The 11853-nt window shown below is 64.4% G+C and carries 13 protein-coding genes; 4 read left to right on the top strand and 9 right to left on the bottom strand.

Annotated elements, in window-relative coordinates; genetic code table 11:
* A complete protein-coding gene (locus O9281_RS05855; RefSeq protein WP_298183697.1) occupies positions 1-297 on the top strand; it encodes a DUF1467 family protein in 297 nt (98 codons plus the stop codon).
* Between the two features lie 60 nt (positions 298-357).
* Here the strand turns inward: O9281_RS05855 and O9281_RS05860 are convergent, their stop codons facing one another.
* The 7 genes from O9281_RS05860 to O9281_RS05890 all read right to left on the bottom strand — a co-directional run bounded on the left by O9281_RS05860 (position 358) and on the right by O9281_RS05890 (position 7326).
* Entirely contained in the window at positions 358-954 is a 597-nt protein-coding gene (locus O9281_RS05860) for a urate hydroxylase PuuD (protein WP_298183699.1), read from the bottom strand.
* 131 nt (positions 955-1085) lie between these two features.
* Complete coding sequence (locus O9281_RS05865) at positions 1086-1736, bottom strand: inner membrane-spanning protein YciB (protein ID WP_298183701.1); 651 nt, start codon at positions 1734-1736, stop codon at positions 1086-1088.
* Positions 1736-2662, bottom strand: coding sequence for a signal recognition particle-docking protein FtsY (ftsY, locus tag O9281_RS05870; RefSeq protein WP_298183702.1), 927 nt, complete (start codon positions 2660-2662; stop codon positions 1736-1738). Before ftsY ends, O9281_RS05865 begins: the two co-directional genes overlap by 1 nt.
* A complete protein-coding gene (locus O9281_RS05875; protein ID WP_298183704.1) occupies positions 2659-3831 on the bottom strand; it encodes a MiaB/RimO family radical SAM methylthiotransferase in 1173 nt (390 codons plus the stop codon). Before O9281_RS05875 ends, ftsY begins: the two co-directional genes overlap by 4 nt.
* Position 3832: 1 nt before the next feature.
* On the bottom strand, positions 3833-4648 hold the full coding sequence (gene dapF / locus O9281_RS05880) for a diaminopimelate epimerase (protein ID WP_298183706.1): 816 nt from the start codon (positions 4646-4648) through the stop codon (positions 3833-3835).
* 41 nt (positions 4649-4689) lie between these two features.
* Positions 4690-6315, bottom strand: coding sequence for a bifunctional diguanylate cyclase/phosphodiesterase (locus tag O9281_RS05885; RefSeq protein WP_298183707.1), 1626 nt, complete (start codon positions 6313-6315; stop codon positions 4690-4692).
* A 72-nt stretch (positions 6316-6387) separates the two neighbouring features.
* A complete protein-coding gene (locus O9281_RS05890) occupies positions 6388-7326 on the bottom strand; it encodes a 2-oxoglutarate and iron-dependent oxygenase domain-containing protein (protein ID WP_298183709.1) in 939 nt (312 codons plus the stop codon).
* Between the two features lie 64 nt (positions 7327-7390).
* On the opposite strand from O9281_RS05890, the gene O9281_RS05895 reads away from it, so the two are divergent.
* Positions 7391-7810: an EVE domain-containing protein gene (locus O9281_RS05895; protein WP_298183710.1), complete on the top strand. Its 420-nt coding sequence runs from the start codon at positions 7391-7393 to the stop codon at positions 7808-7810.
* Here O9281_RS05895 and O9281_RS05900 read toward each other — a convergent pair whose 3' ends face one another.
* Positions 7811-9481 carry a thiamine pyrophosphate-binding protein gene (locus O9281_RS05900; protein WP_298183711.1) on the bottom strand — a complete coding sequence of 557 codons (1671 nt, stop codon included), beginning with the start codon at positions 9479-9481 and terminating at the stop codon, positions 7811-7813. It abuts the gene before it with no gap.
* 148 nt (positions 9482-9629) lie between these two features.
* On the opposite strand from O9281_RS05900, the gene O9281_RS05905 reads away from it, so the two are divergent.
* Entirely contained in the window at positions 9630-9821 is a 192-nt protein-coding gene (locus O9281_RS05905; protein WP_298183712.1) for a hypothetical protein, read from the top strand.
* A 17-nt stretch (positions 9822-9838) separates the two neighbouring features.
* Here the strand turns inward: O9281_RS05905 and O9281_RS05910 are convergent, their stop codons facing one another.
* On the bottom strand, positions 9839-11149 hold the full coding sequence (locus O9281_RS05910; RefSeq protein WP_298183713.1) for an MFS transporter: 1311 nt from the start codon (positions 11147-11149) through the stop codon (positions 9839-9841).
* Positions 11150-11258: 109 nt separating this feature from the next.
* Between O9281_RS05910 and pgsA the strand changes: the two genes are divergently transcribed.
* Positions 11259-11852 (top strand): CDP-diacylglycerol--glycerol-3-phosphate 3-phosphatidyltransferase, encoded by a 594-nt coding sequence (gene pgsA, locus O9281_RS05915; protein ID WP_298183933.1) that lies wholly within the window; start codon positions 11259-11261, stop codon positions 11850-11852.
* Position 11853: the final 1 nt, after the last annotated feature.

Here is an 11853-nt window from a genome sequence, read left to right on the forward strand (position 1 = left end):
ATGCAACTGACCTCGATAATCGCCATCTACGCCATGTTCTGGGTGCTGAGCGCCTTCCTGGTGATGCCCTTCGGCATCCGCACCCATCACGATACCGGCGAAATAGCGGTAAAGGGACAGGCGGAAAGCGCACCGATCAACTTCCAGCCCCGCAAGGTGGCCTGGCGGGCCACCATCCTCGCGGCGGTGCTGTTCGGGCTCTACTATGCCAATTACGTCAATGGCTGGATCGGCCCGCAGCAACTGGACCTGACCCGCGCCATCGATAACGCCCCGGTGCTGGAACAGAAGTACTGAAAAGGGCGCGGCTCCCAGCGGAACCGCGCCCCTTCAATTGCGCTCCATCAGGCTGATGGATCAGCCGAGGTTGGCGCCCACCATGCAGTAGAGCATCGGCAGCGACAGCAGCAGGTTGGTGCGGCTGGCAGCCAGGGCGCGCGGTGCGGCAGCGGCCTTTTCCTCGGCCGAAGCCTCTGTCGCGCCAAGGTTGAGGATCTTCTTCTGGGCGGGCCAGATGATGAACCACACGTTGAAGGCCATGATAATGGCCAGCCACATGCCCAGGCCGATCATGTTGATGCCATCGGCGCCGGTTCCGCCAAAGGTCAGCGCCTGGGCGCCATAGCCGTTGTGGAAGGCGATGGTCAGGCCGGTCAGCACGGTCAACAGTGCGGCGTAACGGAAGAAGAAGAACACCTTGGGGGCGATGTGCCCGGTGATCGCGCCCTTCTGCTCAGCCGGGATGGCGGGCATGGTCGGCACCTGGACGAAGTTCAGGTAATAGAGCAGCCCGATCCACAGGATGCCGAAGAAGGTGTGGAGCCAGCGGAACACGTCATCGCTGATTGCCTTGCCGCCTTCACCCGTCCAGCCAGTGAAAGCCATGATCACGGCGATCGCCGCAACCAGGCCGACCGCCAGCACCAGGTGCAGGTTTCCGAAGAACTTGGCCATTTTCGTCCCCTATTCTCGTTGATTTTGCTTGGGCCCGCGAATGGCGAGCAGGCGCGCTTTATCGCCCGTCATGATGGCAAAGTCACACCCTTTTTGCCACCAGATGCGCTGTCATCCCCGGCTGTGCCGGCTCATTCGTGCGGAGTATGCTCCAGCACGTCCTTCTTCTCGTCCAGCGCCATGCCGTGGCGCATCAGCATCGGGATCTGCGAGAAGGTGAACAGGAAGGTGGCCGGCAGGAACACCCATAGCTTGGCCGCGATCCAGTCCCCGAACGAGAGCCAGTAGCGCAGCCCCTCGTTCACCGCGGCGAGGACCAGGAAGAACACGCCCCAGTTGCGCGACAGCTTCATCCAGCCCTCGTCGCTCAACCCTTCGAAGGCGGCCTCTAGCAGGACCTTTAGCAGCGCCTTGCCGCGCCACACCCCGACCAGCAGGACCACGCCGAACATCAGGTAGATCGCGGTGGGCTTGACCTGAATCCAGATCGGATCTCGCAGCAAGACCGTCAGCCCTCCAAACCCGACGATCAGCAGCGTCGAAAGCCAGAGCATCGGGGAAACGTGGCCCAGCTTACACTTCGACACGGCCAGCGCGATGACCGCCGCGACCATGAAGCTGACCGTGCCGGTAATCACGGCAAGCACTTCGGCCACGCTGTTCTCGCGATCGGCCGGGGAATAATACTTGTAGACCGCAAAGAAGACGATGATCGGCCCGTAATCGACCAGGATGTTGAGCCAGCCCGACTTGGGCTTCTGGGTCTTGGGTGCTTCGGTCATCAGGCAACTCCTGCAATCACGCGCGCAACAAGGTCTGGATCGAACGGTCGCAGGTCATCCAGCCGTTCACCTACGCCGATGGCGTGGATCGGCAGGCCATACTGTTCGGCCGCGGCAACCAGAACGCCACCGCGCGCTGTGCCGTCCAGCTTGGTCATGATCAGGCCGGTCACGCCGGCCACTTCCTTGAAGATCTCGATCTGCTGCAGGGCGTTCTGGCCATTAGTGGCGTCAAGCACCAGCACCACATCGTGCGGCGCCTCGGGGTTGAGGCGGCCGAGCACGCGGCGGATCTTGGCCAGCTCGTCCATCAGTTCGCGCTTGTTCTGCAGGCGCCCCGCAGTGTCGACGATCAGCGCGTCGATGCCCTGGTCGGTAGCGGCCTTGACCGCGTCGAACACGATGCTGGCAGGATCGCCGCCTTCCGGACCGGTGATGATCGGCACGCCAACCCGGTCGGCCCAGACCTTCAGCTGGCCAATCGCCGCCGCCCGGAACGTGTCGCCTGCGGCCAGCATCACGCCATAGTCCAGTTCCTGGAAATAGTGCGCCAGCTTGGCGATGGTCGTCGTCTTGCCCGATCCGTTCACGCCGATCACCAGGATCACCTGCGGGCGCGGGAAGGCGACGATATCGATCGGCTTGGCGACTGGACGGAGAATCTTCGCGATTTCCTCGGCCACGGCGGCCTTGATCGCGGCCTCGTCGGCACCGCGCTCGAAGCGTTCCTCGGCCAGACGCGCGCGGATTTTCGCGGCGACGCGCGGCCCAAGATCGGAGAGGATCAGCGCATCCTCGATCTCATCCAGCTGGTCATCATCAAGCCGGGTCTTGCTGACGATCCCGGCCAGGTTTTCGCCCAGCCGCTCGGAGGTCTTGCGCAGGCCGCCAAAGACCCGGTCGGTCCAGCTCGTTCCTTCGCTCATGCCAGCATGCCTTCGATGATGCGCGTGGGGGTTACGGTCACGATTGTTCCTGCCTGGTTGCCGGGGGGCAGCTGCACCCGGGCGAAGTTGGGCGCATGGCCTGTCCCGTCGCGTTCGGCAAGTACCTCGATCGGTTGGCCGATCTGTCCCGCCAGCCAGTCCTGCCGGACTGCGGCCACTGCCGCGCGCAGCTCCGCCGCCCGGAGGCGGATATCCTGCGCAGTAATCTGCGGCATCCGCGCAGCCGGGGTGCCGGGGCGGGGGGAATAGGGAAAGACATGGCCGTGGACGATGCCAAGTTCGGCAATGATCGACAGGTTGTCGCCGTGCGCGGCGGCATCCTCGGTCGGAAAGCCGGCGATCAGGTCAGCGCCGATAGCAAGCTCGGGCCGCCGGGCCTTCAGCCAACCGACCAGTTCGATCGCATCGCGGCGCAGGTGCCGCCGCTTCATCCGCTTGAGGATCAGGTCGTTGCCGTGCTGAAGCGAGAGGTGGAGGTGCGGCATGACCCGTGCCTCGCCCCCCAGCAGTTCGCGCAAAAAGGGATCGATCTCTACCCCGTCGAGTGAAGACAACCGCAAACGGCGCAGCTCTGGAAAGGCGCTGAGGATCGCCTCGACCAGGCTGCCCAGCGACGGTTTACCGGGCAGGTCATGCCCCCACGAGGTCAGGTCGACCCCGGTCAGAACCACTTCGCGCGCGCCATGATCCAGATGGTGGGCAACCAGGCCCAGCACCTCCGCCACCGGCAGGGAGCGGCTCGGCCCGCGCCCCTGGGGGATCACGCAAAAGGTGCAGGCATGATCGCAACCGTTCTGCACGGCGATGAAGGCTCGGGTGTGGGCCGCGTGCGGCGCGCGCGGTGCCGGAGCAACGTTCCATGCGCGCGGATCAAGCTTGGCGGCATTGGCGACCAGGCCGTCCACCTCGGGCATGGCGCCCAGCGCCGCGCGCTCCACTTCGGCCGCGCAGCCTGTCACCAGCAGCCGCGCCGTTGGCCGAGTGCGGCGGGCGCGCCGGATTGCCTGGCGGGTCTGCCTGACCGCCTCGGCCGTAACCGCGCAGCTGTTGATCACCACCAGATCGTCGGCACTGGCGAGCAAGGCGCGCAGGTCCTCGCTTTCCGACAGGTTGAGCCGGCATCCCAGGGATATCACTTCGGCCGCCATGTCAGGCCCCGAAATCGGCCGGATCGAAACTGCCCCGGAAACTCTCGGTTGCGGGGCCGGTCATGGTGATGCGGTTGTCCGCGCCCCAGCCGATCAGCAAGGCGCCGCCGGGCAGGTTGACCCGAACCGTGCCGCGCGTGACCAGGCCGCGCCGCATGGCCGCCACGGCGGTGGCACAGGCGCCAGTGCCGCAGGCGCGGGTTTCTCCCACGCCGCGTTCCCAGACCCGCAGACGGATTTCATCCGGCGAGACGATGGTGGCGACATTGACATTGACCCGCTGCGGGAACAGCGGATCATGCTCGATCAGCGGCCCCAGCTGATCCAGCGCGATTGCGTTGGTATCGGGCACGAAGAACACCGCGTGGGGGTTGCCGACATTCACCGCAGCCGGATTTTCCAGCTCGTTCCACCCGACCGGCATGGCCAGCGTGTCGAGCGGATAGGCGAGGGGGATGGAATCCCAGTCAAACCGCGGTTCGCCCATGTCGACTGCAACGCCATCGGACTGTGGATCGGTGGCGATCAGGCCGCCCAGGGTGTCGATGGTGGCGGGCGCGCCAAGCAGCAGGCCGACCGCGCGAGAGGCATTCCCGCAAGCCTCCACCTCGCTCCCGTCGGCATTGAAGATGCGCATCCGCACCGTTGCGCGAGGGGAGGGCTCAAGCACGATCAACTGATCGCACCCGATGCCGGTCTTGCGATCGGCGATGGCAGCGGCAAGACGCGCGGTCATTTCAGGCAGAGCGCCTTCGCGGCCATCCAGCACCACGAAATCGTTGCCCAGGCCATGCATCTTGATGAACGGAACGCGCATTACCCGCGCGTCTATGCGTTGCGGCGCGGCCCGTCCAGCCTTCAGCCGTTACTGGCACGCAGACCGTGCGATTCCGTAACCTCGAGCCGCTCTGCCCGGGGCGGTGTCTCGAGCAGCAGGTGCAGCTGTCCGAGTTCGGCCGTGACGGCAGCGGCATCGGCCGGACGACCATAGTGATAGCCCTGGGCCTTCAGGCCATTGAAGCGTTGCAAGGCCTGCAGCACTTCCTCGTTCTCCACCCCTTCGGCGGTAACCGGCAGGCCGAGGCCCTGGCCCAGCGAGACGATCGACTGAACGATTGTGGCGCTTTCCTCGTTTTCGGGGAGCGAGGTCACGAAGCTGCGGTCGATCTTGATCCGGTCGAACGGCAGGCTGCGCAGCTGCGACAGCGAGCTGTAACCCGTGCCGAAATCGTCGAGGCTGATCCGCACGCCCTGGTTTTTCAGGCTGGTGATCATCGAGCGAACCAGGCCGATGTTCTCGTGCAGGCTGCTTTCCGTAATCTCGACCTCGAGCCGCGAGGGCGGGAAGTTTGCTTCGACCAGCAGCTTCAACAGTCGCTGGGCGAACCACGGGTCGCGCAACTGGTAGGGCGAGATATTGATTGCGAGCGTCAGGTGCGGAGCCCAGGCCTTGGCATCGCGCAAGGCCTGGCGGATCACGCATTCAGACAGATCGACGATTGCGCCGATTTCCTCGGCCACGGGAATGAACAGATCCGGACCGACCATGCCCAGCTTCGGCGAGTTCCAGCGGGCCAGCATTTCGAAGCCGACCAGTTCACCAGTCTCCAGGTCGACCTGCTTTTCGTAGAACGGCACGAATTCGCCTGCGGCGATCCCGCGGCGAATGCCCGATTCCAGTTCGCTGCGGAACCGCAGTTCGTTCTCCATGGCCGGTTCGAACCAGGCCACGGCGTTTCGGCCCGCACGTTTGGCCGAGAACATCGCGATATCGGCCATGTGCAGCAGCTTCGTGGTGTCCACACCGTCGTTGTCGCTGCGGGCGAGGCCGGTCGAGACCGTGGTTTCGAACTCACTGCCCTGAAACTCGACCGGCTCGCGCAGAGCGGCCACGGTCTGGTGGACCAGCTGTTCCAGCTCGTCGACATGGGCCGGATCGAAGGGAATGACGCAGGCGAACTCATCGCCGCCCATGCGGGCAAACAATGCGTCCGCAGGAAGGCTTGCCCGCAACCGTTCGGCCGTTGTCCGCAGCAACGTGTCCCCGCCGAGATGGCTGTGGACGTCATTGATCCGCTTGAAGTTGTCGAGATCGAGCATGGCGACGACGATTGCCTTGCCGCGCGGGCCGACCAGCGCGAGCAGGTCAGCCATGGCATCGGCGATGCTGCGGCGGTTCAGGCAGCCTGTGAGCGGGTCGGTTGCCGCCAGCAGGCGCGATTGTTCTTCCGCGCGGCGGCGTTCCTCGACCTCGCGGGTCAATTCGCGATAGCGGCGCCAGCCGAAGATCACGAGCGCGACGTTCAGCAAAAGTGCGCTGGTCAGCGTGCGGTCCGGTCCGGCCCCTTGCCCGCTCAGGGCAGCCAGCACTTGCGGGAATACCGTTCCGCCAGTGCCCACGAACATCAGGATCGCGGCTGCAGCAATGCCGAGCGCGACCACGTCACGCCGGGCTTGTTGCAATTCGCCCTTACGGTCAGCCATGCTGTCCCCTGTCGCAATCCAGCGGGCTTCTGGATCGCACAAGGGACTGAACAAGCTGTTAATTTCCGGTTGTTACTTCTTCAGGCCGATCTCGCGCAGGCGCTGCTGCAGGAACTCGTCAGCCGTGATCGGGACCGGATAACGATCAGGATTTTCGGCAGTGATGCATTGCGGCAGCGTCTTGATCGGCCAGTCGCTGCGCAAGTGCAGGAAGAACGGCATCGAATAGCGGCTGAAGGCGGCCCGGCGCGGATCCGGGTTGCGGACCCGGTGGATTGTCGAGGGCAGGAAGTGGTTGGTCAGCCGTTCGAGCATGTCGCCCACGTTGATCACCATCGCGCCTTCGGGCGGATTGGCGGGGATCCATTCCTTGCCCTGGAACAGCAATTCAAGGCCCGCTTCTTCGGCCCCCAGCAGCAGGGTGATCAGGTTGATATCGCCATGAGCGCCGGCGCGGATCGCCTCGCCCTCAAGGTTTTCGATCGGCGGGTAATGCAGCAGCCGCATCACCGAATTGCCATCCTCAATCGCCGGATCGAACCAGTGCTCGTCCAGCCCGAGATAGACCGCAATGCGCGACAGGATGGTCGCGCCGGTCTTGTCGAACTGGCGGTAAAGATCGCTAAAGGTCTCCTGGAAACCCTCGGGCCGGGTGGGCCAGACATTGGGCGGCATCGAGGCATCGGCGAGCGGGCTGCCTTCGGGCAGGTCGCGACCAATGTGCCAGAATTCCTTGAGATCGTGGTGCTTGGCGTCCTTGGCGATTTCGACCCCGAACGGGGTATAACCGCGCGCGCCGCCGATCACCGGATCGTGATAGGCCCGCTTTTCCGCCTCGGGCAGGGCGAAGAACGCTTCGGAGAGCTTCCAGGCCCGGTCGATCAGGCCGCGATCGATGTCGAAATCCTTGACCAGGGCAAATCCGAAGGTGCGAAAGCTCTCGCCGATTACCTGCGAGAAGGCTGCAGGCTCATCAGCAAGCGAGAGCACGGGCAGCGAGGTGAGTTCCATCGGTAGACGATCCTGCAATGATGTGGTTATGGGCGCGGCCATAGACGCTTTTTGCGGAGCTCGCATGACCAAAATCAAATCCTACTGGTTGATGAAATCGGAGCCCAATGTGTACAGCTGGGACGATCTGGTGGCCGAAGGTGTGGGCACCTGGGATGGGGTCCGCAATTACACCGCCCGCAACAACATGCGGGCGATGCAGCCGGGCGACCAGGTATTCTTATATCACTCGAATATCGGGGTTGAAATCGTTGGAATAGCAGAGATAACCGAATCCAATATCCCCGATCCCACGGACGAAACCGGACGCTGGTCCGCCGTCAGACTGAAGCCGGTGCGCAAGCTGGCCAGGTCGGTCACCCTGAAAGAGATCAAGGCCGATCCGGCCCTGGCCGACATGGACCTGCTGACCAAGTTCCGCCTTTCGGTCTCGGCAGTGAAGCCGTCCGAATGGGATCATATCCTCGGGCTGGCCGAGGGCTGATCACTTCCCCGCGCGGGCCCGCAGTCCCGAGACCGAAGCACCGCCTGCGCTGAGCTGCTCAACGTCGATCACAAGGTGCAGCAGCCGCACGCCCTTGCGCGCCTTGGCTTCGGCCAGGGCGGCGGTGAACTGCTCGGTCGTCTCGACCCGCTCGGCCCAGCCACCAAAGGCGCGGGCGAGGGCGGCAAAGTCGGGATTGTGGAGCGTCGTGCCCGAAACCCGGGCTGGAAATTCGCGCTCCTGGTGCATCCGGATGGTGCCATAGGCACCGTTATCCACCAGCACGACCAGCATGTCGCAGCCATATTGGACAGCGGTGGCCAGTTCCTGGCCGTTCATCAGGAAATCGCCATCACCGGCCAGCGCGATCACCGTGCGATCGGGATAGCGCCGCGCGGCGGCGACTGCGGCCGGCACGCCAAAGCCCATTGCCCCGGCGGTCGGCGCCAGCTGGGTCGGAAAACCGTTGTAGTGCCAGTAACGGTGCCACCAGCCCGAAAAGTTCCCCGCACCGTTGCAGATGATGGCATCGTCCGGCAGCGCCGCGCGCATCGCGGCAACCACTTGCCCCATATCGAGGGCATGGCCATTGGTTTTGGGGTTCGACCAGTCGAGCCATTCGGCATGGGCTTCGGCCCCGGCATCGAAGGGCACGATATCGTCGTCCCACAGGTCGGCGGCCTCGGCGAATTCGGTCATGTCAGCGCAGATCGCCATATCCGGACGATAGACCCGGCCAAGCTCCTCCGGATCGGGGTGGACATGGACCAGCGTCTGGCCGGGATGGTCAGGGGTGATCAGGGTATAGCTGTCCGTAGTCGCCTCACCCAGCCGGGCACCAACCACCAGCACGAGGTCGGCGTTCCTGATCCGCTCGACCAGCTTGGGATTGGGGCCATAGCCCAGGTTCCCGGCCCAGGCGGGGCTTGAATTCGGCACGGCATCCTGCCGCCGGAAGGCACCCGCAACCGGCAGGCCGATCCGCTCGGCAAACCCGGTGAAGTGCTCGCGTGCCTTGGCGTGCCAGCCGGCCCCGCCGACGATGGCGACGGGGGCGCAGGCATCCTCGATCATGCGCATCAGTGTACCCATCGCATCCGGACAGACGGCCTGGGCCGGCCGGGCCACTGCCGGGCGGGGCGCCCGGTCAGCCACCTGCTCCAGCAGCATGTCTTCGGGCAGGGCGATCACAACCGGGCCGGGGCGCCCGGCCATGGCCGTGGCCCAGGCGCGGGCGATGTATTCGGGAATCCGGCGCGGATCGTCGATCCGCAGCACCAGCTTGGCGAGCGGCGCGAACATGGTCGCGAAGTCCACCTCCTGGAATCCCTCGCGGTCGCGCATCCCGCGGTCGACATCGCCGATGAACAGAAGCATCGGCTGCGAGTCCTGGAAGGCCACGTGTGCGCCGATGCTGGCATTGGCCGCGCCCGGTCCGCGGGTGACGAAGCATACTCCGGGCCGACCGGTAAGCGTGCCGTCCGCGCAGGCCATGAATGCCGCCCCGCCTTCCTGGCGGCAGATGACGGTTTCGATCTCAGGCGAGTCGTGGAGGGCGTCCAGCACGGCCAGAAAGCTCTCGCCCGGCACGGTGAAGATTCGATCGCAGCCCTGTGCGATCAGGCAATCGACGAGCAGCCGCCCGCCAGTGATCGTGGAATTATCGCTCATATCGGGGCTTTAGCGCCAAGCCGCTACGGCGGCAACGCGCGGGCGCCCGTTCATGCCCGGTTTGGTTACTGTCCCGCTTTGGGAAACTGGCCGTTAACCGCAATTTTCCGGCTGGTTCGATGGTGAAGGAAGTCTTAACCCGATCGCCATGAGAAGAGCCCTGGTCCTGACTGACGAAACCGCCCGGCATCCGTTCCGGGCCTCGCTGCCGCCCCATGTCCGCAAGGGGATCGAGCCGAGGCCGGCTCGGGTCCGTTCGCTGTTCACGATGCAGGATCTGCGGGATTTCCTGCTGGCTTACTGCGCCTGCTTTCTGGCGGTCAGCACGTTTCTGCTCTGACCGGGTGACGCAAAGACCTACCTGATCCGCGCGGCTTCCTCGGCCGCGACCAGCAGTCGCCCAAGCCAGGCCGAAACCAGGCACATCGCCGCACCCAGCAGCAACTGGTCATTCATCGGTAAGCCGACCGCGCTCATTCCCAGCGCCATGACCGAGCCCAGCACCATCGCCCCGGAATTGACAATGTTGTTCGCCGCGATGGTCCGCGCAGTCTCGGTCCGGTCCACAAAGGTGGTGAGGAAAGCATAGAGCGGCACCACGAACATCCCGCCGGCCACGGAAATTCCCAGCAGGCTGAGCAGCAGGGGTATGGCGAGCGGTTCGGCCAGGAAGGTCGGCACATCGAGCAGGCCGTCCTCGGGATGCGAGTACCAGGAACTGCAGACCCACCAGAAACCGATCACGAACAGCCCCATGATCAGCACCGAGGCGGGCGAATAGCGGGCCGAAACCGTTCCGCGCAGCAGCTTGTTGACCGAGACCGAACCGATCGCCACCCCGATCGAGAAGATCACAAGGAACAGGCTAGCGACCTCCTTAGAGGCGGACAGGACGTTTTTCGCCAGCGGCGGGAACTGGATGAACAGCACCGCGCCGATCGTCCAGAAGAAGCTGATCGCCATGATCGCGAGGAACACGCGCCGATCGCGCATGGTGTGGCGGATCAGGTTGATTGACGAGCGCCAGACATGCAGGTCCAGCGGTTGCGGCTCGCCCTGGGGCGGGGCGTCAGGGACATAGCGCGAGGTCACATAGCCAATCAGCGCCGTGATCACGACGCCGACCGCTGCCCATTCGACCGGGATCCAGCCGGCCAGGATCGTGCCGGACAGGATCGCGATATAGGTGCCCGCCTCGACCAGCCCGGTACCGGCCAGCACTTCGTCCTCACGCAGGTGCTGCGGCAGGATCGCGTACTTGATCGGGCCGAAGAAAGTGGAATGGACCCCCATCGCAAGCAGGGCGAGCAGCATCAGTGGAACGGTGAATTCCTGGCCGATCACCCCCTGCCAGGCGAGCAGCAATCCGGCTCCGCCAACCAGCATGATGCCGATTTCCGATGCCTTGACGATGCGGATGATCCGAGCCTTGTCGCGCATGTCCGCAAGTTGGCCGGCAAGCGCTGAGAGCAGGAAGAACGGCAGGATGAACAGAGCCGAGGCCACGGCGCTGAACAGCCCCTCGGCCGCTTCCGAGCTGTAGACGCTGTAGACCACGAAAAACACCATCGCATTGCGATAGAGGTTGTCATTGAACGCGTTGAGCAGCTGGGTGACGAACAGCGGCAGAAACCGGCGGCTGCGAATCAGATGGGTCGAAGTGGTCATGCGGCCCTTGCAGATTGCCCCCGGGGCTCCGCTTTATCGTCAGTTGGGCTGCGGACAAGCCCAATCATGGCCTTTTGCACGAGCGTGCTTGGGGCTATGCCCCGTGGCCATGTGGACCTTGCCGAACATCCTGACGCTGTCGCGGATCGTGGCGCTGCCGCTGCTGGCGTTCCTGATGTGGTGGCCGAACTGGCAGTATGGCTATGGCCTGGCCTTCGCGCTTTACTGCCTGATGGGCTTTACCGATTACTTTGATGGTTATCTGGCCCGCACCACGGGGGCGGCGTCCAGGCTTGGGCAATTCCTCGATCCGATCGCCGACAAGATCATGGTCGCCACCGTGATCCTGACCCTGACCGCCCAGGGCATCCTGCGTGGCCCCTATGTGGGGGACATGCACGTGATCGCCGGGCTGGTGATCCTGATCCGCGAAATTGCCGTTTCAGGCCTGCGCGAATTCCTGGGCGGGCTGCAGGTCTCGGTGCCCGTCAGCCGCCTGGCCAAATGGAAGACTACCTTCCAGCTGGTGTGCCTGGGCGCCCTGATCCTGGGCGTGGCCTTGCCGGAGTGGACGATGAACGTGCTGGGGCAGACGGTGAACGTGCCGCACACGGTTGGCCTGACCACGCTGTGGGCCGCAGCGGTTCTGACGGTGATTACCGGGTGGGATTACCTGCGGGTCGGCCTCAAGCACATGGATTGAG

The organism is Novosphingobium sp. (assembly GCF_027531025.1).
GTDB lineage: Bacteria > Pseudomonadota > Alphaproteobacteria > Sphingomonadales > Sphingomonadaceae > Novosphingobium.

Coding starts and splice junctions, on each gene's coding strand:
- O9281_RS05885 (WP_298183707.1), bottom strand. CDS start 6,315: ATGGCTGACCGTAAGGGCGAATTGCAACAAGCCCGGCGTGACGTGGTC.
- O9281_RS05855 (WP_298183697.1), top strand. CDS start 1: ATGCAACTGACCTCGATAATCGCCATCTACGCCATGTTCTGGGTGCTG.
- O9281_RS05865 (WP_298183701.1), bottom strand. CDS start 1,736: ATGACCGAAGCACCCAAGACCCAGAAGCCCAAGTCGGGCTGGCTCAAC.
- O9281_RS05910 (WP_298183713.1), bottom strand. CDS start 11,149: ATGACCACTTCGACCCATCTGATTCGCAGCCGCCGGTTTCTGCCGCTG.
- dapF (WP_298183706.1), bottom strand. CDS start 4,648: ATGCGCGTTCCGTTCATCAAGATGCATGGCCTGGGCAACGATTTCGTG.
- O9281_RS05860 (WP_298183699.1), bottom strand. CDS start 954: ATGGCCAAGTTCTTCGGAAACCTGCACCTGGTGCTGGCGGTCGGCCTG.
- pgsA (WP_298183933.1), top strand. CDS start 11,259: ATGTGGACCTTGCCGAACATCCTGACGCTGTCGCGGATCGTGGCGCTG.
- O9281_RS05905 (WP_298183712.1), top strand. CDS start 9,630: ATGAGAAGAGCCCTGGTCCTGACTGACGAAACCGCCCGGCATCCGTTC.
- O9281_RS05890 (WP_298183709.1), bottom strand. CDS start 7,326: ATGGAACTCACCTCGCTGCCCGTGCTCTCGCTTGCTGATGAGCCTGCA.
- O9281_RS05900 (WP_298183711.1), bottom strand. CDS start 9,481: ATGAGCGATAATTCCACGATCACTGGCGGGCGGCTGCTCGTCGATTGC.
- O9281_RS05875 (WP_298183704.1), bottom strand. CDS start 3,831: ATGGCGGCCGAAGTGATATCCCTGGGATGCCGGCTCAACCTGTCGGAA.
- ftsY (WP_298183702.1), bottom strand. CDS start 2,662: ATGAGCGAAGGAACGAGCTGGACCGACCGGGTCTTTGGCGGCCTGCGC.
- O9281_RS05895 (WP_298183710.1), top strand. CDS start 7,391: ATGACCAAAATCAAATCCTACTGGTTGATGAAATCGGAGCCCAATGTG.